The following is a 25,694-nucleotide window of genomic DNA, read 5'->3' on the forward strand; positions in this document are numbered from 1 at the left end:
TGCGGCTAGCCCTGGGTGAAGTAGCCCAGCAGGTCGGTGATCACGTGGTTGCTGCCGCCCCAGCTGTTGAAGACGCTGACCTTGCCGTCCCCGACCGGGGTCGTGACGTGGTTCGGAACGGTCAGTCCCGGGAGCGTGTTCAGGCTGCTCGCATCCGTACGCGGAGTCCCGAACCCGTGCACGGTCAGGAAGCCGGGGCCCGTGGTCTCCGTCGCGGTCACGTTCAGGACCGCACCGACGGCGTTGGCCGGCAGGCCGGCCACCGTCGTCGTGGCGCCCGGGGCGAGCTTGCCGGTCGTACGGGTGTCGGCGAGCCGCTTGGGCACGACCGGGGTGAAGAGGGCCTTGGCATCCTTGCCGTAGTAGCCGACCGCGTCGACGACCAGGTGGGTGGAGCCGGAGTTGGTGAACAGCGTGATGGTGCCGTTCGGCCCGACCGGGACGATCGCCTGGTTCGACTTGTCCTTGCCCGGCTCCACGTTCAGGTTCGAGGTCGTCGGACGCTTCGCCGGATCCGGGTAGGCGATGACGTGCGCCTGCTCGGTCGCACCGGTACCGGTCAGGTTCAGGGCGACCGCCGTGGCATCCGCCGGGATGCCGTTCACACCGGCGACCTTCACCGTGCGGGTCTGGCCACCGCCCAGCGCACCACCGGTGGCGCGGGTGTCGACGACACGGGTCGGGGTCACCGGGCTGAACCGCTGCCCGATGTTCGGCTGGTAGTAGCCCACGAAGTCCACGATCAGCGAGGCCCTGCCGGAGTTGAGCTGCGCGGAGACCTTGCCGTCGGCGCCCACCGGGACGGTGACCGTGTTGGACGAGGTACCGCCCGCCTTCACGTTGACGTTCGAGGTCACCGGGCGGGGCTGACCCGACGGCCAGACGCTGAGGTGGGTGTCCTCGGTGGCACCGGTAACGGTCACGTTGAGGACCGCCGCCGCCATGCTTCCGGAGAGCTCATGACCCGGTACGGCGAGGCCGACGGGCAGCACCACGGGAGTGGCCACGCCTCCCTGCACGGGCGCGTTGGTGGCACGGGTGTCCAGCACCCGGAACGGCGCCGTCGCCACATACCCGGACGCCGCGTAGTCGACCCGGACGTCCCGGCTGACCTTGGACGTGCCGTTCTTCGAGTCATAGAGGGTGAACGTCACCTTGTAGTCGCCGGGCTGACTGTAGGTGTGCCGGTAGGCGCGGTCCATGTGGTCGCTGTGTTCGGAGGAACCGTCACCGAAGTCCACGTACACGTCCGTCACCGGCCACGGCGCCGCGGTGGCGGGCCGGGGGTCGAACGACATGGTCAGCGGGGCGCCGTTCCCGATCGGGCCGTCCGAGGTCGGCAGGACCGGCGTGGCGGTGAAGCCCGCCGTCAGCGGGCCGGGTGCGGTCACCTTGGTCGTCTGCTGCTCGGCGGAGACCTTCTTCCCCACTCCGTTGACCGCCGTCACATTGACCAGGTAGTCGCCCGGCTTGCCGTAGGCGTGCGCGGCGCTGCGCTCCTTGGTGACGACCGGAGCCGTCCCGTCACCGAAGTCGTAGTGGTAGGTCAGGGCGGCGGACCACGTGCTGGTCGGGAAGGCCTTGGCCGTCACCGTGGTGCCGGCCGGAGCCCAGAGCGGGTCGAGCTGCATCGAGACGCTGCGCAGGTCGTCCTGGGTCTCGCGGGCACCGCGGTCGATGAAGCCGCCGTCCTTGCCCGTGTTGGGCACGCGCGGGTCGTCCGCGGTCGGGAAGAACCGGTTGTCCGAGGGCAGCACGCCCGGCGCCGTCGAGTCACCGGAGTCGACGGCCATGGAGCCTTGGTCCCCGTGGATGGCGCCGGGGGCAGACGGGGTCACGATGTCGTGCGCGCCCTGCCCGGTCGCGGCCTGGAACGCCGCGGCGGTCTCGTAGGCGGTGCCGGCCCAGTTGTAGGCGTTCAGCTGGCTCGTGGCTCCGTCGACCAGCAGGTTGGAGTCGGCGCGCGTACCCGCGGCGGCGCTCTCCGAGACCACGATGCCGGTGTGCGCACTGCCGGACGGACAGGGGGTGAAGTCGGCCGGGTAGATCACGTTGTTGAACACCGCGGACCCGGTGGAGGCACCACTGAGCGAAAGGGCTGCCACGCAGTCGAGGAGGAAGGTGTTGTTGGTGACCACCGTGCCAGGTGCATCCACCGCCGTGACCAGCGTCGCGGTGCCGCTGCGGATGAAGTTGCGGCCGAGGAGGGTGCCCCGGGCACCGCCTTCGATCCGGACGCCGTGCACCTCGCTTCGGGTGAGGCGCACGTCGGTGCTCGCGTCGCCGACCACGACGTCGTCGTCGCCCTCCACGTCCATCCAGTCGAGTTCGACATCCGTGGAACCGCCGACCCGGACGGGACCGGTCGTGACCAGCCCGCGGAGCACCACGTGGGAAGCGCCGCTGACGGTCACGGAGCTCTCACCCAGTGACACCCTGGCTGGGAGTCCGATGTCATCGCGGCCTTCGGCGACGAGGGTGATCGGCTTGCCGGGCTCACCGGAGCGGTCGACGGTGAGGGCCTCGTCGTACCTCTTGCCCGGCTTGATCTGCACGGTCTGGCCCGGTCGCACGACCTTGGCCGCCGCCGAGATGGTGCAGTACGGGACGGCCTGTGTACCCGAACCGGAGTCCGAGCAGTTGGAGTCGGCCTGATTGTTGACGTAGAGGCTGGCCGGGGTCTCGGCGGCCGCGGCGGCCGGGGCGCCGAAGAGGGTGACGAGACCCGCGGTGAGCAGGACCGTCGTGCGAGTGGGACGCACCAGGAGGGTTTCCTTCGTGAAGAGGACTGCGTGGAGTCACGAAGGATGCAGCGGCGCCGCACGACTGGCAGGCGTGACGTTCCCCCAGCGACAGTCGGGCGCACGCGACCCCCCGCGCACTGCGCCCATCATCACATTGTCCGAAAGCCGATGTCACCCCCGTTGACGTGGGGGCCTACGGCAGATACGGACGCACCGCCGCCCACGCGTCCACCGAGGCCGCCAAGGGGACACCGTCCCCGAGGTGCGGACGGACGAGGGCCAGCCACGGGATCAGGAGCTTGATCCGGCGCAGGTGCAGTATGTCGCCGTGCGGGAGGTCCCGCCAGATCCGGCCCCGCGCCGCCGCCTCCTGCGGGTTCAGGTCGATCAGCGCGAGCAGCTCCCGGCACAGGGCCGCCGGATCGCCGCCGCGTTCCGGGCCGAACTCCCGGATCAGGTAGCCCCGTACGGCGGCCAGCTCGGCCCCCCGGGCCAGCTCGCCCGTGCCCTCGGCCTCCGCGCAGCGGTAGGTCGCGGCCAGCGCCACCCTGCCCCATCGGAGCCGGATCCCGTCCGGCACCTGGTCGTCCTGCATCCACCCCACCGCCAGGGCGCGCAGCGTCCGCGGAGGGGGTTCGTCGCCCAGCTGCGGGCCGGTGGCCAGCCACTCCTCCAGCTCCTCCAGCGAGTGCCCCTCCGGCGGCACGGCGGTCAGCACCTGCCCCCGACTGAGCAACGCGACCACCGCGCCGGTGAGATGGACCTTCGCGACGTGCCCGGCGTCGAAGAAGCCGACGGTGCGCCCGTACCGCTCTATGCGGCGCAGCCCGAGCCGCAGCTCCCCCACCGCATAGACCTGGCCCGCCCGCGCCACCCCGCCGACGCAACGCACCACGCACACACCGCCCGTGACGTCGGCCTCCTCGACGGAGTACACCTGCAATTCGGCGATGGACACCGCGGCCCCCCTCTCCCGGGCGGGAGGCTACCGCCTCTGTCCCGTACGCACAGGAACCCCGTTGTCGGGGTGTGAGGGGGCGCCACCTAGCATGAGCCGGCGGTCAGACCGACCGCCTGACTTTCCGGGGGGAAATTTCCATGCGCTCGTAATCCCGTGCCGCGGCCACGGCCGCCCTCGTCCTCGCCGTCGGCGCCGTCCTGCCTGCCGACAGCGCGACCGCCGCAGACGGTCCGCAGGTGGGCCCGGCCAGCACCTACTTCTCCGTGCGAACTACCGCCTGGTGGACACCCGGTTCGGTGACGGAGCCCCGTCGGGCAAGGTCGGCCCGGGCAGCGTAACCAAGATCGACATCAGCAAGAAGCTCGGCCTCATGAGCGGTGCCGTCCCGACCGCCGTCGTGATGAACGTGACGGTCGTCGACCCGACCATCGACAGCTTCGTGACGGCGTACCCGGACGGCAACGGCGTTCCGACGGTGTCCAGCATCAACTTCACGGCCGGGCGCGGTGTGACCACCAATCGCGTGACGGTGCAGGTCGGCGCCAATGGCGTGGTCGACCTCTACAACAACACCGGGAACGCCCACCTGGTCGTCGACCTCCAGGGCTTCTACACCGCCAAGGGCGCCAACGGCTACCCGGGCAACACCTTCACCATCGGTACGCCGACCCGCCTGCTGGACACCCGCACCACGATCGGCGACCGCCAGGGCCGGGTGGGCGCCGGCGAGCGGAACGCGCTCGCCGCGGACGTCTCCTCGGTCCTCGACCCCAGCCAGAGCAACACCACCCTCGCCCTCCAGGTCACGGCCACCCAGCCGACCGAGGCGAGCCACGTCACCGTCTACCCCGCCTCCCAGAACGTCTGGAAGACCTCCGACCTCAACTTCGGTCCGGGCCAGACGGTCACCAACATCTCCTACATGAACCTGGGCAGCGGCGGCCTCGGCCTCTACAACAACGCCGGCGAGGTCGACCTGATCGTCGACTACGTCGGCAGGTTCCGCAATCACACCGGAGACGTCGGCACCAGCGGCCTCTTCGTCCCCGCCACCCCGACCCGCGTCCTGGACACCCGTACCGGTCTCGGTGGCCGGGCCGGGCAGGCCGGGCCGGGTTCCAGCACCCGGGTGAAGGTGACCGGGCTGAACGGCGTGCCGCAGGGCGTCGCGGCCGTGGTGATCAACGCGACCTCCACCAACGCGAGCGAGGACGGCCACATCACGGCGCACGCCGCCGGCACCGCCGTCCCCGCCACGTCCAGCCTGAACTACCGCGCCGACAAGGACGTCGCCTCCATGACGATCGTGGCGGTCAGCGCGGACGGTTACATCGAGCTGTACAACCCGCACGGCCGGACCGACCTGGTCGTCGACGTCCAGGGCTACTACACCGGCTGACGCCGGCCCGCGACCAACGGCTACGAGGTCACGCCGAGGGCGCCTCCAGGACCAGGCGGATCTCCGTCACCTCGTACCCGGCCCGGTCGAAGGCCGCGGCCATCGGGACGTTGACGGTGTCCGTGGTCGCGGTGATGCGGTCGGCGCCCGCGGCCGCGTGGAAGCGGGTGATCTCGGCCAGGACCTCGTCGATCAGTCCCTGGCCGCGCTGTTCCGGTACGACGCCCAGGTAGCCGACGTTGCGGTGGTACGGGGTCGCGGAGGGGATCGCCATGCCGGCCGGCGTGCCGTCGGGCAGGTGGGCGAGGCGCCACCAGGAGCGCTCGCCGGGGCAGTCGCGGTAGAAGGCGATGTCCTCGCGGGCCAGCTGTTCGGCGTCCATGGAGCGCAGTTCGGCCCGGGTGTGCGCGTCGAGGCTGCCGTGGGACAGCCGGACGAAGGCCTCCAGGAACTCCTCGTCCGTGCCCTCGCGGAAGACGAGCCGCCCGGTGGGCCCGGCCGTCCCGGCGGCCGGGGTCCATTCGTAGCGCAGGCGCTCGATCTCGTTGGTCAGACCGGTCTTGTACGCGGCCTCCTGGCGCCAGGAGACCGCCTCTGTCAGGGCAGGGTCGGTCCGCCAGCCGCGCGGCAGCGAGAGGTTGTAGAGCGGCAGCGCGCCGAAGGCGGCATGGCCGGCTGCCAGCAGCCCGGCGGCGACGGCGGCCGGGTCGGCCACCGAGGCCCGCACCTGGAGGCAGTCGAGGGCGATGGGCCGCTCGCTGTCGGCGCGACCCCACCACAGGGCGCGGGCCAGCACCTCCCCGTCCTCGTCCTCGGCGAACCAGGTCCACTCGGGGCGGAACTGTCCGGCGGCGAGCTCCTCACGGATCTTCTCGGCGGTCAGGGCGGGGACGGGGCCGTCGGCCGGGTAGGCGACGGCGCGGTCCAGGTCTGTGGGGTCTGCGGTGGCAGCGCGGAAGAACATCGGGCGATGATCACACGACGTGATCACTCTGCCCAGGGGTTTTCCTCCCCGCCGGCGCACGTCCCACGGCCGATGGCCGGCCTCCGCGAGGGAAGGCCGGCCATCGGTGGGTGCCGCGGGGTGGCTACGCCCAGGTGATCAGGCGGCGGGGGTGCTCCAGGACCGCCGCGATGTCGGCCAGGAAGCGGGACCCGAGTTCGCCGTCGATGAGACGGTGGTCGAACGACAGGGCCAGCGTGGTGACGTGACGCGGCTTCACCTTGCCCTTGTGGACCCACGGCTGGAGCTTGATCGCGCCGACCGCGAGGATCGCGGACTCGCCGGGGTTCAGGATCGGCGTACCGGTGTCGACGCCGAAGACGCCCACGTTGGTGATGGTGAGGGTGCCGTTCTGCATGTCCGCCGGGGAGGTCTTGCCGTCGCGGGCCGTGGCGACCAGCTCGGACAGGGCCGTCGACAGCTCGCCGAGCGTCTTGGTGTCGGCGTCCTTGATGTTCGGGACGATCAGCCCTCGGGGGGTGGCCGCCGCGATGCCCAGGTTGACGTAGTGCTTGAGCACGATCTCCTGGGCCGCCTCGTCCCAGGACGCGTTGACGTCCGGGTTGCGGCGGATGGCCACCAGGACGGCCTTGGCGATCAGGAGCAGCGGGTTGACGCGCAGCCCCGCGAGGTCCGGATCGGCCTTGAGCTCCTGGACCAGCTTCATCGTGCGGGTCACGTCGAAGGTGATGAACTCGGTGACGTGCGGCGCGGTGAAGGCGGAGCCGACCATGGCCTGGGCCGTGACCTTGCGGACGCCCTTGACCGGGATGCGGGTCTCACGGGTCTCCCGCGCGGGCACCTCGGCCGCGGCCGGGGCCTGAGCCGCCACGGGGGCGGCCGCGGGCGCGGCCTGCGGGGTGATCGCCGCGGCGGCCGCCGCGTGGACGTCCTCCCGGGTCACGACCCCGCCGTCGCCGGTGGGCACCACGGACGCCAGGTCGATGCCCAGGTCCTTGGCGAGCTTGCGCACCGGCGGCTTGGCCAGCGGCCGCTCGCCGGCCGGCTGCGCCGGGACGGCTGCCGGGGCAGGAGCCGGGGCCGCAGCGGGAGCCGGGGCCGTACCGTTCTGCGCGGCCGTGGCCGCGCCCGCCGGAGCCTTGCGCGGGCGGCGCTTGGTGGAGGCGGTGGAGACGCCGTAGCCCACCAGGACGGGCTGGCGCGCCTCGGGGGCGGCCGGCTCCTCGGCGGCGACGGCCGGGGCCGCCTCCTGGACCGGGGCCTCGGCGGCACCGCCCTCGGTCTGGACCGAGATGATCACCTGGCCGACGTCGACCGTGGTGCCCTCCTCGAAGAGGAGCGCGTGCACGACGCCGTCGAACGGGATCGGCAGCTCCACGGCGGCCTTGGCCGTCTCGACCTCGCAGACGACCTGGCCGTCGGTGACGGTGTCACCCGGCTGGACGTACCACTTGAGGATCTCGGCCTCGGTGAGGCCCTCGCCCACGTCGGGCATCTTGAATTCGCGGATGGTCATGAACGTGGCTCCTCAGTACGCCAGCGAGCGGTCGACGGCGTCGAGCACCCTGTCCAGGCCCGGCAGGTACTCGTCCTCCAGGCGGGCCGGCGGGTACGGGGCGTGGAAACCGCCCACGCGCAGCACCGGCGCCTCCAGGTGGTAGAAGCACCGCTCCGTGATGCGAGCGGCGATCTCCGAGCCCACGCCCAGGAAGACCGGCGCCTCGTGGACGACCACGAGCCGGCGGGTCTTCTCCACCGACGCCTGCAGTCCGTCGAAGTCGACCGGGGACATCGAGCGCAGGTCGACGACCTCCACCGACTTGCCCTCCTCGGCCGCCGCGGCCGCCGCCTCCAGGCAGACCTTCACCATCGGACCGTAGGCGGCCAGCGTGATGTCCGCGCCCTCGCGGGCCACCCGCGCCTTGTGCAGCTGGTAGGGGATCGCGTCGACGTCGACCTCGCCCTTGTCCCAGTAGCGGCGCTTCGGCTCGAAGAAGATCACCGGGTCGTCGCTGAGGATCGCCTGCTGGAGCATCCAGTACGCGTCGCTCGCGTTCGACGGGGAGACCACCTTGAGGCCCGGGACGTGCGCGAAGAGCGCCTCGGGGGACTCGCTGTGGTGCTCCACGGCGCCGATGCCGCCCGCGTACGGGATGCGGATGACGACCGGCATCTTGATCTTGCCGAGGGCGCGCGCGTGCATCTTCGCGAGCTGCGTGACGATCTGGTCGTACGCGGGGAAGACGAAGCCGTCGAACTGGATCTCCACGACCGGCCGGTAGCCGCGCAGCGCGAGCCCGATGGCCGTGCCGACGATGCCCGACTCGGCGAGCGGGGTGTCGATGACCCGCTCCTCGCCGAAGTCCTTCTGCAGGCCGTCGGTGATCCGGAAGACACCGCCCAGCTTGCCGACGTCCTCGCCCATGATCAGGACCTTCGGGTCCTGCTCCAGGGCCTTGCGCAGCGACTCGTTGAGCGCCTTCGCGATAGACATCTTCTCGATGGCCATGGTGGTCACTCCCCACCCTCGAAGGACGCGAGGTAGGCGGCGAACTGCGCGCGCTCCTCGTCGACGAGCGCGTGCCCGTCCGCGTAGACGTTCTCGAAGATCGCCATGGTGTCCGGGTCGGGCATGGCGCGTACGGCCTCGCGGACCCGCTTGCCCATCGCCTCGCTCTCCGCCTCCAGCTCGGCGAAGAAGGCCTCGTCGGCACCGCCGGTGGCCAGCAGGTGGGCCTTCAGGCGCAGGATCGGGTCCTTCGCCTCCCACGCCGCCGTCTCCTCGTCCCGCCGGTACTTCGTCGGGTCGTCGGAGGTGGTGTGCGCGCCCATCCGGTACGTGAACGCCTCGACCAGGGTCGGGCCCTCGCCGCGGCGCGCCCGGTCCAGGGCCCAGCGGGTCACGGCCAGGCAGGCCAGCACGTCGTTGCCGTCGACGCGGACGCCGGGGAAGCCGAAGCCCTGCGCGCGCTGGTAGAGCGGCACGCGCATCTGGCGCTCGGTCGGCTCGGAGATCGCCCACTGGTTGTTCTGGCAGAAGAACACCACGGGGGAGTTGTAGACGGCCGAGAAGGTGAACGCCTCGGCGACGTCGCCCTGGCTGGACGCGCCGTCACCGAAGTAGGCGATGACCGCGGAGTCGGCGCCGTCCTTGGCCACACCCATCGCGTAACCGGTCGCGTGGAGCGTCTGCGAGCCGATGACGATCGTGTAGAGGTGGAAGTTGTTGGTGTTGGGGTCCCAGCCACCGTGGTTCACACCGCGGAACATCCCGAGCAGGTTCGTCGGGTCGACCCCGCGGCACCAGGCCACACCGTGCTCGCGGTAGGTCGGGAAGACGTAGTCCTCGTCGTTCAGCGCCCGGCCGGAGCCGATCTGCGCCGCCTCCTGGCCGAGGAGCGAGGCCCACAGGCCCAGCTCTCCCTGGCGCTGCAGGGCGGTCGCCTCGCCGTCGAAGCGGCGGGTCATGACCATGTCGCGGTACAGCCCGCGCAGGTCCTCGGTGGTGATGTCCGCGACGAAGGGGGCGAATTCCGCGTTTTCGGCGTTCTCGACCCGGTCCCCTTCGGGCGTCAGCAGCTGTACGAGCTGAGGTTCGGCGTCCTGCGACTGCGCGGTGGCAGCGGCGGTCTTGCGGGCGCTCGCCGCGCCGGCCTCCCGCTTGGTGCCACTGCTGCGTCGCGGCTTGCGCGCGGCAGTGCTCTCCACGGTCACGTGTGCTCCTCCGTCGGTCCGGCACCCGGGTTCTCCGGGGTCCAGTGCGGCTCACCTGGATCCGTACCAGCGCACGGGGTGTGTGCGCGTCGTGTACGGGATTCAGGCGTGACAGGTGCCCCGGCGAGTGCCCTGCGCAATGCACGTTACCCAGTGCGCCGCATAACTGCGAAACCCCGTTTGACCTGCATTTTTGCTTGGATTTCCAAGTAAATGCGCGGAAGCGGGAACAACCACTGGTCACAGCCTTGCAGGGGCCGGGAACAACGGCACGTTATCCCGGGTAACTCCGGCAGGGAAGGGGTGAGTGTGTGAAACTGACGTCGTGCGCCAAGACGGAAAAATCAAGGTATTCCTCCTGGACGACCACGAAGTGGTGCGTCGGGGTGTCCAGGAGCTGTTGTCGGTCGAAGAGGACATCGAGATCGTCGGCGAGGCCGGCACCGCTGCCGACGCCTTGGTCCGCATCCCCGCCACCCGTCCTGACGTGGCCGTCCTCGACGTGCGCCTCCCGGACGGCAGCGGTGTGGAGGTCTGCCGCGAGGTCCGCTCCCTGGACGAGGACGTCAAGTGCCTGATGCTGACCTCGTTCGCCGACGACGAGGCGCTGTTCGACGCGATCATGGCCGGCGCCTCGGGCTACGTGCTCAAGGCGATCCGCGGGAACGAGCTGCTCAGCGCCGTGCGTGACGTCGCCGCCGGAAAGTCGCTGCTGGACCCGGTGGCCACCGCGCGGGTGCTGGAGCGGCTGCGCGACGGCAAGAACGGCAAGGGCGACGACCGCCTGTCCCACCTCACCGAGCAGGAGCGGAAGATCCTCGACCTGATCGGCGAGGGCCTGACCAACCGCGTCATCGGCGAGCGGCTGCACCTGGCCGAGAAGACGATCAAGAACTACGTTTCCAGCCTGCTCTCCAAGCTGGGCATGGAGCGCCGCTCGCAGGCCGCCGCGTACGTGGCCCGCCTGCAGGCGGAGAAGAGCCGCTAGGCAGCGGCCGACGGGCCGCTGCCACCGGGCCTGCAACGGCAGCGCGGGTCGCCCACGGGGCCGACAACTTCAATTTCCCGGGACTCGCACCTGTGGTCGGTCCAGTTCACCGGAACCGCACGACGGACAGCCGAACCGACCCCCGCCGAACGGGAACTGTTCGGCCCCGGTCCGCATTTCGTGGACGGAGCGGTCTTCGACCCCGTCCACATGCGCATCGAACCTCAGTTCGTCACCGTGCGCTCTCTTGCCGGCAATCCCCACCGGAAATACCAGCACGCGCTCTGACCAGCTCTTTTCAGGGCCGGGCGCGTCATTCCTCGGAGTTGACCCCGCCCGTCTCCACGGGCTTCGACGGCGAGTGCGTGACCGACTTCGACACCGACGGCGACGGCGAGTTCGTGGCCGTCTTCGTCGGGGAGGCCGACGTCGACGGTGAGGCCGAGGCCGAGGCCGAGGGCGACGTGCTGAAGCTCTGGGACCTGCTGCGGCTCGACGTGGGCGGGGTGAACGTCGGGGTGTCCTCCGTGCTCGCGTGGGACGACGGCGTCGGCGGGGTGTCGGAGACGCTCGGCTGCCCGCTGGAGGAGGTCTGGACGTTGCTCGGCTGCTTGTTCTCCCCGCCGCCCGTGCCGCCCACGGTTTTGACCGCGTAGGCCACACCCGCGGCGACCGCGACGATCGCGAGCACCGCGAACAGCCACATCTTCCAGCGGCCGGCGCCACGGTCCTCGTAGCCGTCGTAGCCGCCGCCGTGGCCGCTCTGGCTGTTGCCACCTCCGCCGGGGAAGGCCGAGCCGTCGTCCGGGTTGAGCGGCGGCACGATCGGCTGGTGGAACTGCGAGGTCGAGGTGTTCGAGGCGTACTGCTGTCCGCCGGTCCCGCCGCCCACGGGCATCGCCGTGGTGGCCGCCGCCCCGCCCCGCCCGTGCGGCAGGGCCATGGTGACCGGGCCGGTGTTCCAGGTGCCGGTGTTCGGCCCCTGGTCGTGCAACATCTGGAGCGCGTACTGGACCAGTGCGCGCATCTCCTCGGCGCTCTGGAACCGGTCGTCCGGGTCCTTGGCAAGCGATCGCATGACCAGGCCGTCGAGTTCCTGCGGAAGGTGCTGGCCCTCCGGCAGCTGCGAGGGCGGCACGGGTGCGTCCTGGACGTGCTGGTAGACCACCGACAGCGGGGTCTCCCCGGTGAACGGGGGCCGGAGCGCGAGCAGTTCGTACAGCAGACAGCCGGTCGCGTACAGGTCGGAGCGGTGGTCCACGGCCTTGCCGAGGGCCTGCTCGGGCGACAGGTACTGCGGGGTGCCCATGACCATGCCGGTCTGGGTCATCGTCGACTGGGCGCCGTGCAGGGCGCGGGCGATGCCGAAGTCCATCACCTTGACCGCGCCGGTCTCGGTGATGATGACGTTCGCCGGCTTGATGTCACGGTGCACGATGCCGTGCTGGTGGGAGTAGGCGAGCGCTTCGAGCACGCCCGAGGTGATGATGAGCGCCTGCTCGGGGCCCGGGGCCTCGGCGCTGATCAGCAGGTCGCGGATGGTGCGGCCCTCGACCAGCTCCATCACGATGTACGGGACGGTGTTCGGGCCGACCCGGTCCTCGCCCGAGTCGTACACGGCGACGACGGCATGGTGGTTGAGCCCGGCGACGGATTGCGCTTCGCGGGTGAAGCGGGCCTTGGACACCGGGTCCTCGGCCAGGTCCGCGCGCAGCAGCTTCACGGCGACGGTGCGGCCGAGACGTACGTCCTCGGCGGCGAACACCTCGGCCATGCCGCCACGGCCCAGCCTGTGGGTCAGCCGGTAACGGCCGTCTCCCACCAGGCCGCCGGCGCCCCAGTGCTCAGGACCATCGGCCATCCCGGCGCCGTTTCCCTCGGGTTCGGGTGCCATCAGTCCTCGCCGTCGTCTCTCTCGGCCGCCGCTCAGCGGTGTCCTCTTCTTTGATGCTCCGACGAACGCTACAGCCTCGGAACCGGTCACCGTTCGGACAAGGCGCCCTGTGCCCGTGTGGTCACGGAACGGGCACCTGGCTTGACGTGTGCTTGCCCTCCGGCAGACTGGGCGCGACATGCGCTCAGCCAGAGCCGTAGGGACACATCCCGAGGGGAAGCAACAGTCATGAGCCAGGACGGCACTCAGGGCCAGTACGCGGGCGGCTCTCTGGCCGGTGGCCGTTACCAGCTAAGGGACTTGCTGGGTGCGGGTGGCATGGCCTCCGTGTACCTGGCGTACGACTCGGCGCTCGACCGGCAGGTCGCCATCAAGACCCTGCACAGCGACCTCGGCCGCGAGCAGTCCTTCCGGGAGCGTTTCCGCCGCGAGGCCCAGGCTGTAGCCAAACTGTCGCACACGAACATCGTCTCGGTATTCGATACCGGTGAAGGTGAAGTGACGTTCGCCTCGGGCTCGAACGACGGCGCGGTGATGCCGTACATCGTCATGGAGTACGTGGAGGGCCAGCCGCTCGGCTCGGTGCTCGACGCGGACATCCGGCAGTACGGGGCGATGCCGGCGGAGAAGGCGCTGAAGGTGACGGCCGACGTGCTGGCCGCGCTGGAGACCAGCCACGAGATGGGCCTGGTCCACCGCGACATCAAGCCCGGCAACGTCATGGTGAACAAGCGCGGCGTCGTCAAGGTGATGGACTTCGGCATCGCCCGCGCCATGCAGTCGGGCGTCACCTCGATGACGCAGACGGGCATGGTCGTCGGCACCCCGCAGTACCTGTCGCCCGAGCAGGCGCTGGGGCGCGGCGTCGACGCCCGCTCCGACCTGTACTCCGTCGGCATCATGCTGTTCCAGCTGTTGACCGGGCGGATTCCGTTCGATGCCGACTCGCCCCTGGCCATCGCGTACGCGCACGTGCAGGAGGAGCCGGTCGCTCCGTCCTCCATCAACCGTTCGGTGACCCCGGCGATGGACGCGCTGGTGGCGCGGGCCTTGAAGAAGAACCCGAACGAGCGCTTCCCCACGGCGGCGGCCATGGGCGACGAGGTCGCGCGGGTGCTGGGCTCCGGGCGGACCGGGGCCCCGGTCATCGTCCAGGGCGCCACCACCGGCGGCAACGGCGCGGGCGTGGCCTCGGCCGTGTTCCCGCCGGTGGACTCCGGGTACCAGGCGCCGCCGTCCGTGCAGCAGCCGTACCAGCCGCAGCACACCCAGGCGCCGTCCCCCTACGCCCCGACGCCGGCCCCGCAGCCGCAGGGCGGCTACGCCTACCCGCACACTCCGCCGCCGCAGCAGCAGTACGCGCCGCACACCCCGCCGCCGTACACGATCTCGCCGGCGACCACGGCCGGCGGTACCGCCGGACGGGCCGGGGGCGAGAAGCGGAACATGCCGGTGATCGTGGGCGCCATCGCGGTGGCCCTGCTGGCCGTCGGCGGTCTGATCGCCGCGATCGCGATGAACGGCGACGACGACAAGGGCAACACCACGGCGTCCCCGGGAACCTCGGCGAGCGGCTCCGCCAAGGCCGGGTTCAAGGGGCCGGACCCCTCGCGCACGATCGACCCGAAGAAGTGCAAGGAGCCGACGAAGCACTACAAGGACGCGGGGAAGTACCAGGCGCCGGACCTGCGCTACAAGAACCTGCTCTCCGTGAAGGAGTGCATCCAGGCCTCGGGCGGCAAGTACACGATCGTCGAGAAGGACGAGGCCGTGTACGGCAAGGACATGGTGCTCGAGCAGAGCCCGCGGCCCGACGACCCGATCAACAAGGAGGGCACGGAGTACACGCTGACCGTGTCCACCGGCAATCCGGAGTAGCGGCTCCGGCACCTCCGACCTCACGTCGGCCCGGTCAGGGCGCGACACACCGACATCCCGGGTACCCCGATGAGGGGCCCGGGATGCCGCTTTTGCCCCACTATGTAAGCCTGGGCGGGACAGCTCGTCTCTCGGACGGGAGGGGCACCCGTGATCCAAGGTTTCCGCCCGCCGCGCCGGCTGGCCTGGGTCGTACTGACCGCCGCCGCGCTCGCGGCCGCCGGCCCCGCGTACGCCGTTCCCGTACGAGCCGTTCCCGTACGCGCCGTTCCCGTAGGCGCCGTTCCCGTAGGCGCCGTTCCCGCGCTCGGCATTCGCGTACCCGCCGTTTCCGCGCTCGGCATTCGCGTACGGGCCGTTCCCCCGTACGGCCGGTCGCACGTCACGGCGCCCGTGCTGGACGACGTACCCGAGGACGTGCGCGAGGGGCTGGCGGGCAGCGCCGCCGGGTCCGGGCGGGAGCGGCCGGGCAGGCCCGCCGCCGAGCCCGCGAACCCGGAGATGCTGGTCGCCTCCCGCCCACTGCCGGTGCGGCCGGCGCGCCCCGTGCCCGCCGTACCCGCCGCACCCGCCGTACCCGCCGTGCCCGCCGTGCCCCCCGTAGCCCCCGTACCCCCCGAACTCCGCGACCCGCCGCGCGTCGTGCCGACTCCGCCCGAGGTGGTGGTCAGGGCCCTCGGCACCGAGCCGAACGAACGGGCCGCCGACCTGGCCGCCCACATCCTGCCGCTGGGCACCGGATTCGCCCTGATGGGACTGGGGCTGGGCTACCTCGGCGTGCGGCTGCGCAGAGGGTCGTGACCACCCGGCAGGCCTCGGCGTCCCCCCTGGGACGTACGACCGGAGATGGTTGCAGGGGGTGAACATACTCGGTATACATACCGAGTATGTCGATCCGTCACGGGCTTCTCGCCCTGCTCGAACGGGGACCTCGGTACGGGTCCCAGCTGCGCACCGAGTTCGAATCGCGCACCGGCTCCACCTGGCCGCTCAACGTCGGGCAGGTGTACACCACCCTCGCCCGTCTGGAACGCGACGGCCTGGTCGCCCCCGGCGGCGAGGACGCCGCCGGGCACACCCTCTACGCCATCACCGACAGCGGCCGCACCGAACTGCGCGAGTGGTACGAGCGCCCGGTCGACCGCGCCAATCCGCCCCGTGACGAGCTGTCCATCAAGCTCGCCATGGCCGTGGGCGCCCCCGGCGTGGACATCCGCGCCGTCATCCAGTCCCAGCGGCACGCCACGATCAGGGCGATGCAGGACTACACCCGGCTCAAGGCCACTGCGCTCGCCGCGGTCGAGAGCGGGCAGTCCCGCGAACGCGACGACGTGGCCTGGCTGCTGGTCCTGGAACAGCTCATCTTCCAGACCGAGGCCGAGGCCCGCTGGCTCGACCACTGCGAATCCCGGCTCGTCCGGCTCTCCTCGCCGGCCGACGGGAGAGCCGCCGCACCCGAACCGCCCCAGGCCGCCGACACCCCGGCCCCGAACCCGGCCGACACGACCACGACCACGACCGCCACAGCCGCCGCCGGCCGGCCCCGTACCGCCCGCACGCGGCGGGGCTGAACGTTCGTCCCAGGGGGGAACCCTTCATGCCCGATCAGCACCAGAGCCCCGTACTGCAGTTGGAGCAGCTCGTCCGCACCCACGGCAGCGGAGCCACCGAAGTCCACGCCCTGCGCGGCATCAACCTCTCCGTCTTCCCCGGCGAACTCGTCGCCGTCATGGGCCCCTCCGGCTCCGGCAAGTCCACGCTGCTCACCCTCGCCGGCGGCCTCGACACCCCGACCGGCGGCCGAGTGATCGTCGAGGGCACCGACATCACCGCGGCGAGCCGCAAGGAGCTGGCCGCGCTGCGCCGCCGCAGCATCGGGTACGTCTTCCAGGACTACAACCTGATCCCGGCCCTCACCGCCGCCGAAAACGTGGCCCTGCCCCGCGAACTCGACGGCACCTCCGCCCGCAAGGCCCGCGTCGCCGCGCTCGCCGCACTGGAGGAGATGGGCCTGGGCGAGCTCGCCGACCGCTTCCCCGACGAGATGTCCGGCGGGCAGCAGCAGCGCGTCGCCATCGCCCGCGCCCTCGTGGGCGACCGCCGCCTGGTCCTCGCCGACGAACCCACCGGCGCCCTGGACTCCGAGACCGGCGAATCCGTCCTCGCCCTGCTGCGCTCCCGCTGCGACGCGGGCGCGGCCGGGATCCTGGTCACCCACGAACCGCGGTTCGCCGCCTGGGCGGACCGCGTGGTCTTCCTGCGCGACGGCAGCGTGGTCGACGAGACCCTGCGCAGCCACGCCGACTCCCTCCTCTCGGGGCAGGCGGCCGGCCAGTGACCTCCTCGCTCCAAGGCTGGTACCACTCCTGGGTCGCGGCCTTGCGAATAGCCCGCCGCGACGCCTGGCGCGCCAAGGGCCGCAGCGCCCTGGTCCTCGCGATGATCGCCCTGCCGATCGTCGGGGTGAGCGCCGCCGACCTCACGCTGCGCAGCGCCGAGCTCTCCCCCCAGCAGTCGCTGGCGCGCCGGATCGGCAGCGCCGACGCCGCGCTGAGCGTCTCGGACATGGGCGGGCCCATCTACCAGAAGCCCGACGGCACCAGTTACGCACCCGTCGGCGGCTACGACGCGAACACCCCGTCGAAGACGCCCAAGGAGAACGCGGACGCGGTGCCCGCCGCGCTCCCGGCCGGCGCCCCGTCCGTCAAGGACAGCAGCGCCTACAGCAAGGTCCGCACCACGCACGGGCTGCTCGACACCGAGCTCCGCGAACTCGACACCTCCAGCCCGGTGGTGGCGGGTCTGCTCACGCTCGACCGCGGCCGGCTGCCCGAGCGGCCGGGCGAGGTCATCGCCACCAACGCCTTCCTGAAGCACTCCGGCTTCCACGTCGGTTCCGCGGTCACCCCGCGGGGCGCGACCTCCGCGTACGAGATCGTCGGGGCGTACGAACTTCCCTCCGCGCTCAAGAAGGACGAGCTCATCGCCCCGCCCGGGACCCTGCTCGCCCCGCTCGACCAGGCCCTGCGGGCCTCCGGTGGATCCGGGATGCGGCTGCAGGACACCTACCTGGTCACGGTCGGCGGGGATGGTTTCACGTGGAACATGGTCAAGGAGGCCAACGCCGAGGGCGTGACGGTCCTGTCCCGCGCCGTCGTCCTGAACCCGCCCGCCGACTCCGAGGTACCGCTCTACCAGCAGGAACCCAGGGAGCAGTTCGAGTCCAGCAGTAGCCGGGTCACCGAAATGGCCGCCCTGGCCACCGTCGTGGGCCTCGCCATGCTGGAGATATGCCTGCTCGCGGGCCCGGCCTTCGCCGTCGGCGCCCGGCGCTCGCGCCGGCAGCTCGGCCTGGTCGGCGCGAACGGCGGCGACCGGCGCCACATCCGCGCCATCGTGCTCTCGGGCGGCCTGGTCATCGGCGCCGTGTCCGCCGTCGTGGGCACGGCCATCGGCGTGGCGCTCACCGTGCTGCTGCGGCCGGTGCTGGAGGACCAGCTCGGCAACCGCTTCGGCGGCTTCGACGTCCGCCCGCTGGAACTGGCCGGCATCGCCCTGCTCGCCGTGCTGACCGGCCTGCTGGCCGCGATCGTCCCGGCGGTCACCGCCTCGCGCCAGACCGTCCTGGCCTCGCTGACCGGCCGCCGCGGAATCCGGCACGCCAACCGGGTGCTGCCCGTCCTCGGTCTCCTGGCCGTCGCGGGCGGTGCCGCGATCGCCCTGTACGGCACCACCTCCGACATGGGCTCCACAGTCGTGGCGGGCGGCAGCGCCATCGCCGAGCTCGGCATCGTCGCCCTCACCCCGGTCCTGGTCGGCCTGTTCGGGCGGCTCGGCCGGTGGCTGCCGCTGTCGCCGCGGCTCGCCCTGCGCGACGCCGTGCGCAACCGCGGGCGTACGGCACCCGCCGTGGCCGCCGTCCTGGCCGCCGTGGCCGGCACCGTCGCGGTGGCCACGTACGAGCACAGCAGGGACCTGCAGAACCGGCACGAGTACGTCGCCGACCTCCCGCACGGCGCCGGCATCTTCCAGGTCACCGAGAGCAGCGGTCACAAGGAGGTGCCCGCGCTGCGCGAGGCCCTGGCGAAGGAACTCCCGCTGGCGCAGCGGGCGGACGTGGAACGGGTGGTCGTCGGAAAGCCGGGCTGCGAGCCCTACACCTCGGAGCCGGGGTGCGGCCGCGCCGAGATCCTCGTGCCCAAGGATCAGCGCTGCCCGCTGCGCGAGGCAGAGAACGGCCCCGCCTCCTTCACCCCGGAGCAGGCCAAGGCGCTGCGTCAGGACTGGCGGTGCAAGGAGTCGCGGCACAGCGCCTCGCACACCACCGTCGTCGCCGACGAGAAGCTGCTCGCCGTGCTGGCGGTCACCGACCCGGGCTCCGTCTCCGCGCTCAAGGCGGGCCAGGCCGTCTCCTTCGACAAGCGCAACGTCAAGGACGGCAAGGTCACCCTGCGGCTCGTCACCGACCCGGAGGCGGCCGACGCCGTCAGGCCCGGGGAGGACCCGCCGGGCGAGGACAAGGTCCTGCCCGTCCACCAGGCACCCGACGGCGCCGAGGGCTGGGGCCTGGAACTGGTCCTGCCGCCCGGGGCCGCGAAGGCCGCCGGGCTGAGCACGGCGCCGTTCGGCTCGTACTTCACCCTCGACGGGACGGCCCGTACGGAACAGCGGCAGAAGATGGAGGGGGAGATCGACCGCATGGGCGTGGAGGCGAGCCTGCGGATCGAGGCGGGCTACGAGGCCGGCAGCGACCTGGTCCTGCTCGCCCTGACCGTCTTCGCGGGCCTGGTCACCATCGGCGCGGCCGGTATCGCCACCGGCCTCGCCCAGGCCGACGCCGAGGCCGATCTGAAGACCCTGGCGGCCGTGGGCGCGGCCCCGCGGGTGCGGCGGACCCTGAGCGGCTTCCAGTGCGGGGTGGTCGCTCTGATGGGTGTCGTCCTGGGCTCGGCGGCCGGAGTGCTGCCGGCGGCCGGGCTGCGCCTCGTCCAGCAGCGGGAGCTGGAGCACCTGTACCGGTCGGGCGTCGACATGGGCTACATGCCCGTGGACTCCGTGCCCTACGTGCCGATCGCGGTGCCCTGGGACACCCTCGGCTGGCTGCTGATCGCGGTGCCGCTGGGCGCCGCGCTGCTGGCGGCCCTGGTGACGCGGTCGAACGACGCCCTGGCCCGGCGGGCGGCGGGCTGATCTCGTGCCCCCGTGCAGGGTGGATCACGCTCGTACGGGGGCACACCGTCTGCTAACGAAGGTGTGCGAGAGAATGACGGCATGGAGATGCCGAGGAGTGAACGGTCGCAGGACAGTCCCCCGCACGTCCTGATCGTCGGACAGGACGGGATGACGGTCGGCGACGCCGATGACGAGTCGCGCGAGGTCCCGGTGACGGAGATGGTCGAACAGCCCGCCAAGGTCATGCGGATCGGCAGCATGATCAAGCAACTCCTGGAAGAGGTACGTGCCGCGCCTCTCGACGAGGCGAGCCGGGTCCGGCTCAAGGACATCCATGCCGCCTCGGTGAAGGAGCTGGAGGACGGTCTGGCCCCGGAGCTCGTGGAGGAACTGGAGCGACTGTCCCTCCCGTTCACCGAGGAGGCCATTCCCTCCGAGGCGGAACTGCGCATCGCCCAGGCGCAGTTGGTGGGCTGGCTCGAAGGCCTCTTCCACGGCATCCAGACGGCCCTGTTCGCGCAGCAGATGGCGGCGCGGGCCCAGCTCGAACAGATGCGCCGCGCCCTCCCGCCCGGCGCCCCGCACGACGACGAGGACGGCGGCCACGGAGCGATCCGCTCGGGCCCGTACCTCTAGGCCCCGGCGGGTCAGCAGCACGACAACGGCGGGTCCGAACCGCACACAGCGCGATCCGGACCCGCCTCCGCCTTCCCGGCCCTGCCGGACACCCGGCACCGCCGAACACAACCCGGCCCCACCGAACCCAGCCTGGCCGCGCACATCCAGCCCCGCCGGGCACATCAAGCTCCGCTGCCGTCAGAGGCGCGGGGTGCGGGGCCCCGGTCTTTCAGACCGGCCGAGCACATCAAGCCCCGCCCGGCGTTCGAGGCTCGGAGAGCAGGGCGGAGCCCCGGATCTTCGGGACCCGCCGGGGGCCACGACGCCCCGCATACTCTGGGGCATGAGCTACGACGCGATCGTCCTGGCCGGCGGTGGCGCGCAGCGCCTCGGCGGGGCGGACAAGCCCGCGCTGAGCGTAGGCGGCCGCCCCCTCCTCGACCGCGTCCTGGACGCCTGCCCGGACGCCCGGACCACCGTCGTGGTCGGCGGCCGCCGGGCCACCGCCCGCCCGGTGCGCTGGACCCGCGAGGAGCCGCCCGGCGGCGGCCCGGTGGCCGCGCTGGACGCCGGACTGCGGCAGACCACCGCCGAGCTGGTCCTCGTGCTCTCGGCGGACCTGCCGTTCCTGGACCGCGAGACCGTACGGTCCCTGCTGACCGCTCCCGGCGGGCGCGAGGGCGCGCTGCTGCGCGATCCGGCCGGCCGCGACCAGCCGCTGATCGCCGTCTACCGGACCGAACCGCTCCGCCGCGAGCTGGCCCTCCTCGCCACCGAGCACGGCAACCTCACGGGGCTCCCGCTGCGCGCGGTCACCGCCGAACTGGACCTGGCCCGCGTCTCGGCCCAGCCACTCGCCTCCTTCGACTGCGACACCTGGGAGGATCTCGCCGTCGCCCGCGCCCGGATCAGAGAGCATGGAACCGTGCTGGACCAATGGATCACCGCCGTCAAGAACGAGCTGGGCCTCGACCTCCCCGTCGACACCAAGACCCTGCTCGACCTCGCCCGTGACGCCGCGCACGGCGTCGCCCGGCCCGCCGCACCGCTGACCACCTTCCTGGTCGGCTACGCGGCGGCGCGGGCCGAGGCCACCGGGGCCGACCCCGCCCAGGCCGTCGCCGAAGCCTCCCGCAAGGCGGCCGACCTGGCGCTGCGCTGGGCCGCCGAGGCGGAGACCGACGCCACGTCTCAAGAGAACGGCTCCGGATGACCCCCACCGACGCCGAACACGCCCTGGACCAGGCCCTGGCCCTGGTCAGCCGCACCCCCGAGCCCGGCGGCGGAGGCGGCGGCCACCGCGCCACCGCCTGGCCGCGGGCCCGGGACATCGCCGTCCACGCCGGCAGCGGGGTGCGGTCCCGTACCCACCAGGTCGCCCTCGCGGACGCCCTCGGCGAGGTCCTGGCCGAGCCCCTGGACGCCCTGACCGACCTGCCCTCCTTCGACACCTCCGCCATGGACGGCTGGGCCGTCGCCGGTCCCGGCCCGTGGACCGTCCGCGCCGGCGACGGGGTGCTGGCCGGCTCCGAGCGGCCCGAGCCCCTCGTGGACGGCGAGGCCGTACGCATCGCCACCGGGGCCCGGATCCCCGGCGACACCACCGCCGTCGTCCGCAGCGAGCACTGCCGCGAGAGCGGCACGCAGCTCTTCGCCGGCCGGCCCGTCCACACCGGCCAGGACATCCGCCCCCGCGGCCAGGAGTGCCGTTCGGGCGACCTGCTGCTGCCCGCCGGCTCCCTGGTCACCCCCGCCGTACTGGGCCTCGCCGCGGCCGCCGGGTACGACGAGCTGACCACCCGGCCCCGCCCCCGCGTGGAGATCCTGGTGCTCGGCGACGAGCTCCTCACCGAGGGGCGCCCGCACGACGGCCTGATCCGCGACGCGCTGAGCCCCATGCTCGGCCCCTGGCTCACCCGCCTCGGCGCCGAGGTCATCGGCACACGGCGGCTCGGCGACGACCCAGCCGGGGCCGAAGCCCTGCTCGAGGCCGTCACCACCTCCTGCGCCGACGTCGTCGTCACCACCGGCGGCACCGCCTCCGGGCCCGTCGACCACGTCCACCCCGTCCTGCGCCGGGCCGGCGCCGCACTCCTGGTCGACGGGGTGGCGGTACGCCCCGGCCACCCGATGCTGCTGGCCCGCATCGGTGACCGGACCGACGACAGCGTCGGCGACCGCATCGGCGACCGGACCGACGACCGGAACGCGGTCCGGTACCTGGTCGGGCTGCCCGGGAACCCCCTCGCCGCAGTCTCCGGGCTGCTGACCCTCGCCGATCCGCTGCTGCGCGCCCTGGCCGGCCGCCGCCGGCGCCCCCGCTACACGGCCACGGTCGAGGGCGACGTACCGGGCCACCCGTACGACACCCGGCTGGTCCCGGTCCTGCTGAGCGGCGAGCACGCGGTGCCGCTGCGCTACAACGGTCCCGCGATGCTGCGCGGCGTTGCGGCCGCCGACGCGCTGGCCGTCGTACCCCCGCACGGTGCCCGGTCCGGGCAGGAGCTGGAGATCCTGGATCTGCCGTGGGCCTCGGGAGGATGTTTCACGTGAAACTTCCCGGCTCCGACGCCATGGCCCGTGACGCCGACGAGAAACTCGTCTCCCGGCGCATCAAACTGCCCAAGCGCATCGTCGAAAAGCCGCTCCGACAGGTCACCCGGCGCCTGCTGATGGCTCTGTTCGTCCTGTTCCTCACCGTCCTGATCGTGTGGCTCGACCGCGAGGGCTACCACGACAACGCCAACGGCCAGGTCGACCTGCTCGACTGCGTCTACTACGCGACGGTGACGCTCTCGACGACCGGCTACGGCGACATCGTCCCGTACAGCGACGGCGCCCGGCTGACGAACATCCTGCTGATCACGCCGCTGCGCGTGCTGTTCCTGATCATCCTGGTCGGAACCACCCTGGAGGTCCTGACGGAACGGACCCGCGAAGAGTGGCGGCTGAACCGCTGGAGGAAGAACTTGCGTGAGCACACGGTGGTCGTGGGCTTCGGCACCAAGGGCCGCTCGGCCCTGCAGACGCTGCTGGCCACCGGCCTCTCCAGGGAGCAGGTCGTCGTCGTCGACCCCAGCGCCAAGGTGATCGACACGGCCAACGCGGAGGGCTTCACGGGCGTGGTCGGCGACGCCACCCGCTCCGACGTCCTGCTCCGCGCCGAGTTGCAGAAGGCCCGCCAGATCATCATCGCCACCCAGCGGGACGACACCGCGGTACTGGTCACGCTGACGGCGCGGCAGCTCAACCGGGGCGCGAAGATCGTCGCAGCGGTGCGCGAGGAGGAGAACGCGCCGCTGCTGCGCCAGTCCGGCGCGGACGCCGTCATCACGAGCGCGAGCGCGGCGGGCCGCCTGCTGGGCCTCTCCGTCCTCAGCCCCAGCGCGGGCACCGTGATGGAAGACCTGATCCAGCAGGGCAGCGGCCTCGACCTCATCGAACGGCCCGTCAACCGGGCCGAGGTGGGCAAGTCGGTACGGGAGACGGACGACCTGGTGGTGAGCGTACTGCGCGGGCACCGCCTGCTCGCGTACGACGACCCGCACGCGAGCCCGCTCCAGCTGACGGACCGTCTCATCACCATCGTGCGGGCGGCACCGCCGACTTCGCCGCCGGTGAAACTGGGTTCTGCCGAGTAGGCGCGAGGTGGCGTAGCCTCCGGGCCATGCATGCGATCACCATCGAGCAGCCCGGCGGCCCCGAGGCCCTCGTCTGGACCGACGTACCCGATCCGGTGGCCGGCGAGGGCGAGGTCCTCGTCGAGGTCGCGGCGAGCGCCGTGAACCGCGCCGATGTCCTCCAGCGCCAGGGGTTCTACGATCCCCCGCCCGGCGCCTCCCGCTACCCGGGCCTGGAATGCTCCGGGCGCATCTCGGCGGTCGGACCGGGAGTGTCGGGCTGGTCGGTGGGCGACGAGGTGTGCGCCCTGCTGGCCGGCGGCGGGTACGCGGAGCGGGTGGCCGTACCGGTCGGCCAGCTGCTGCCCGTACCGAAGGGCGTGGACCTGGTGACCGCGGCCGCGCTGCCCGAGGTCGTGACGACCGTGTGGTCCAACGTATTCATGGTGGCCGGGCTGCGCCCCGGCGAGACCCTGCTGGTGCACGGCGGGTCCAGCGGCATCGGGACGATGGCGGTCCAGCTGGCGAAGGCGGTCGGCGCGACGGTCGCGGTGACGGCCGGCGGCCCGCAGAAGCTGGCGCGCTGCAGGGAACTGGGCGCCGACATCCTGATCGACTACCGCGAGCAGGACTTCGTGGCCGAGGTGCGGGCGGCGACTGGCGGAGCCGGGGCGGACGTGATCCTGGACATCATGGGGGCGAAGTACCTCTCCCGGAACGTGGACGCCCTCGCCGTGAACGGCCGGCTGGCCGTGATCGGGCTCCAGGGCGGGGTGAAGGCGGAACTGAACCTCGCCGCGCTGCTGGCCAAGCGGGCCGCGATCACCGCCACCTCGCTGCGGGCCCGTCCGCTGGAGGAGAAGGCGGCCATCGTCGCGGCCGTACGGGAGCACGTGTGGCCTCTGGTGTCTGCGGGGCGGGTGCGGCCGGTGGTGCACGCGACGTTCCCCATGCAGGAGGCTTCCGAGGCGCACCGGGTCATGGAATCGAGCAGCCACGTGGGCAAGCTGCTGCTCGTCGCGCCCGCGGCTTCGGCTACGGCCTGATCGCGGAGGCGACCAGCCCGGCTCCGGCAGGGCCTCCCGCTCGGTGGCCCTGGAGGACGACTTCGAGCTGACGTGGGGGCCGGGGGCGGAGTTCGGGCACATCGGCCTGCCCGACGGCCGGGCGGAATGGCACGCGGTACTGGCGGCCCCGCCGGGGATCCGCCACCGGGAACCGCTCACCTTCCTGACGCACCGCTTCGGCGACTGGCACCGGACCGTGCCCGCGCTCCTGGCGGCGACCCGGCCCGAGGACGTCCTGCACCACGACATCCACGAATTGGTCGCGCCGCTGCCCTCGTACGCAGTGGGCCGGACCGCACTGCTCGGGGACGCGGCGCACGCCATGACGCCGAACCTCGGGCAGGGCGCCTGCCAGGCGCTGGAGGACGCGGTGGTGCTGGCCGCCGAACTGGCCGCCGGGCCGTCCGCCGAGGCCGCGCTGGCCCGCTACGACGCCGTGCGCCGGCCCCGCGCCGAAGCCGTGGCCCGCGCGGCCCGCCGGGCGGGCCGCCTGGGCCACCGCCTCAACCACCCGCTGGCGGTGGCCGCGCGCGACACGGCCCTGCGCCTGGCCCCGTCGGGCGCCACCGTCCGCGCGATCCTCCGCCACGCGGCCTGGCACCCGCCGGTACTGCCGCCGTCCTAGCCTGCGACCGGGCCTCCTGGGGCTCCGCCCCAGGCCCTCCCCCGGGCTCC

The 25,694-nt window shown here is 72.2% G+C and carries 19 protein-coding genes and 1 pseudogene; 13 read left to right on the forward strand and 7 right to left on the reverse strand.

All coding sequences use genetic code 11. The features are described 5' to 3' along the window. Nucleotides 1-5: 5 nt before the first annotated feature. Together AB0D48_RS00685 and AB0D48_RS00690 are read right to left on the reverse strand one after the other, a co-directional pair. Nucleotides 6-2,762 carry a PKD domain-containing protein gene (locus tag AB0D48_RS00685; RefSeq protein ID WP_362389417.1) on the reverse strand — a complete coding sequence of 919 codons (2,757 nt, stop codon included), beginning with the start codon at nt 2,760-2,762 and terminating at the stop codon, nt 6-8. Nucleotides 2,763-2,937: 175 nt separating this feature from the next. After that, the gene (locus AB0D48_RS00690) at nt 2,938-3,702 is read right to left on the reverse strand and encodes a hypothetical protein (RefSeq protein ID WP_362389418.1); all 765 of its coding nucleotides are present in this window, start codon (nt 3,700-3,702) and stop codon (nt 2,938-2,940) included. Nucleotides 3,703-3,985: 283 nt separating this feature from the next. Between AB0D48_RS00690 and AB0D48_RS00695 the strand changes: the two genes are divergently transcribed. Next, a complete protein-coding gene (locus AB0D48_RS00695; RefSeq protein WP_362389419.1) occupies nt 3,986-5,104 on the forward strand; it encodes a hypothetical protein in 1,119 nt (372 codons plus the stop codon). Nucleotides 5,105-5,132: 28 nt separating this feature from the next. Here the strand turns inward: AB0D48_RS00695 and AB0D48_RS00700 are convergent, their stop codons facing one another. The 4 genes from AB0D48_RS00700 to pdhA all read right to left on the reverse strand — a co-directional run bounded on the left by AB0D48_RS00700 (nt 5,133) and on the right by pdhA (nt 9,782). After that, complete coding sequence (locus AB0D48_RS00700; protein WP_362389420.1) at nt 5,133-6,068, reverse strand: GNAT family N-acetyltransferase; 936 nt, start codon at nt 6,066-6,068, stop codon at nt 5,133-5,135. 124 nt (nt 6,069-6,192) lie between these two features. Then, on the reverse strand, nt 6,193-7,584 hold the full coding sequence (locus AB0D48_RS00705) for a dihydrolipoamide acetyltransferase family protein (RefSeq protein ID WP_362389421.1): 1,392 nt from the start codon (nt 7,582-7,584) through the stop codon (nt 6,193-6,195). A 12-nt stretch (nt 7,585-7,596) separates the two neighbouring features. Then, nucleotides 7,597-8,577 carry an alpha-ketoacid dehydrogenase subunit beta gene (locus tag AB0D48_RS00710; protein ID WP_362389422.1) on the reverse strand — a complete coding sequence of 327 codons (981 nt, stop codon included), beginning with the start codon at nt 8,575-8,577 and terminating at the stop codon, nt 7,597-7,599. A 5-nt stretch (nt 8,578-8,582) separates the two neighbouring features. Continuing rightward, nucleotides 8,583-9,782, reverse strand: a complete 1,200-nt coding sequence (pdhA, locus tag AB0D48_RS00715) for a pyruvate dehydrogenase (acetyl-transferring) E1 component subunit alpha (RefSeq protein ID WP_362389423.1) — start codon at nt 9,780-9,782, stop codon at nt 8,583-8,585. A 325-nt stretch (nt 9,783-10,107) separates the two neighbouring features. Here pdhA and AB0D48_RS00720 point away from each other — a divergent pair, with 325 nt between their 5' ends. Further along, nucleotides 10,108-10,770 carry a response regulator transcription factor gene (locus AB0D48_RS00720; protein WP_362389424.1) on the forward strand — a complete coding sequence of 221 codons (663 nt, stop codon included), beginning with the start codon at nt 10,108-10,110 and terminating at the stop codon, nt 10,768-10,770. Between the two features lie 313 nt (nt 10,771-11,083). Here AB0D48_RS00720 and AB0D48_RS00725 read toward each other — a convergent pair whose 3' ends face one another. After that, on the reverse strand, nt 11,084-12,664 hold the full coding sequence (locus AB0D48_RS00725; protein ID WP_362389425.1) for a protein kinase: 1,581 nt from the start codon (nt 12,662-12,664) through the stop codon (nt 11,084-11,086). Between the two features lie 228 nt (nt 12,665-12,892). On the opposite strand from AB0D48_RS00725, the gene AB0D48_RS00730 reads away from it, so the two are divergent. The 11 genes and pseudogenes from AB0D48_RS00730 to AB0D48_RS00780 all read left to right on the forward strand — a co-directional run. Then, entirely contained in the window at nt 12,893-14,542 is a 1,650-nt protein-coding gene (locus tag AB0D48_RS00730) for a protein kinase (protein WP_362389426.1), read from the forward strand. Nucleotides 14,543-14,692: 150 nt separating this feature from the next. Further along, the gene (locus tag AB0D48_RS00735; RefSeq protein ID WP_362389427.1) at nt 14,693-15,343 is read left to right on the forward strand and encodes a hypothetical protein; all 651 of its coding nucleotides are present in this window, start codon (nt 14,693-14,695) and stop codon (nt 15,341-15,343) included. Between the two features lie 86 nt (nt 15,344-15,429). Continuing rightward, nucleotides 15,430-16,113, forward strand: coding sequence for a PadR family transcriptional regulator (locus AB0D48_RS00740; RefSeq protein WP_362389428.1), 684 nt, complete (start codon nt 15,430-15,432; stop codon nt 16,111-16,113). A 26-nt stretch (nt 16,114-16,139) separates the two neighbouring features. Continuing rightward, nucleotides 16,140-16,880, forward strand: coding sequence for an ABC transporter ATP-binding protein (locus AB0D48_RS00745; RefSeq protein ID WP_362389429.1), 741 nt, complete (start codon nt 16,140-16,142; stop codon nt 16,878-16,880). Nucleotides 16,881-16,981: 101 nt separating this feature from the next. Continuing rightward, nucleotides 16,982-19,732 carry an ABC transporter permease gene (locus tag AB0D48_RS00750; RefSeq protein WP_362389750.1) on the forward strand — a complete coding sequence of 917 codons (2,751 nt, stop codon included), beginning with the start codon at nt 16,982-16,984 and terminating at the stop codon, nt 19,730-19,732. An 81-nt stretch (nt 19,733-19,813) separates the two neighbouring features. Then, complete coding sequence (locus AB0D48_RS00755; protein WP_360897242.1) at nt 19,814-20,350, forward strand: bacterial proteasome activator family protein; 537 nt, start codon at nt 19,814-19,816, stop codon at nt 20,348-20,350. A gap of 325 nt (nt 20,351-20,675) precedes the next feature. Then, nucleotides 20,676-21,545, forward strand: coding sequence for an NTP transferase domain-containing protein (locus AB0D48_RS00760; RefSeq protein WP_362389430.1), 870 nt, complete (start codon nt 20,676-20,678; stop codon nt 21,543-21,545). After that, a complete protein-coding gene (locus AB0D48_RS00765; protein WP_362389431.1) occupies nt 21,542-22,885 on the forward strand; it encodes a molybdopterin molybdotransferase MoeA in 1,344 nt (447 codons plus the stop codon). The genes AB0D48_RS00760 and AB0D48_RS00765 overlap by 4 nt, the downstream gene beginning before the upstream one ends. Next, nucleotides 22,873-23,973: a potassium channel family protein gene (locus AB0D48_RS00770; protein WP_362389432.1), complete on the forward strand. Its 1,101-nt coding sequence runs from the start codon at nt 22,873-22,875 to the stop codon at nt 23,971-23,973. Before AB0D48_RS00765 ends, AB0D48_RS00770 begins: the two co-directional genes overlap by 13 nt. A 26-nt stretch (nt 23,974-23,999) precedes the next feature. Next, a complete protein-coding gene (locus AB0D48_RS00775) occupies nt 24,000-24,998 on the forward strand; it encodes an NAD(P)H-quinone oxidoreductase (RefSeq protein ID WP_362389433.1) in 999 nt (332 codons plus the stop codon). A 58-nt stretch (nt 24,999-25,056) separates the two neighbouring features. After that, a pseudogene (locus AB0D48_RS00780) lies at nt 25,057-25,644 on the forward strand (FAD-dependent monooxygenase); the annotation flags it as partial. Nucleotides 25,645-25,694 lie beyond the last annotated feature (50 nt).

Origin of the sequence: Streptomyces sp. NPDC048269 (assembly GCF_040652395.1) — a bacterium.
Taxonomy (GTDB): Bacteria; Actinomycetota; Actinomycetes; order Streptomycetales; family Streptomycetaceae; genus Streptomyces.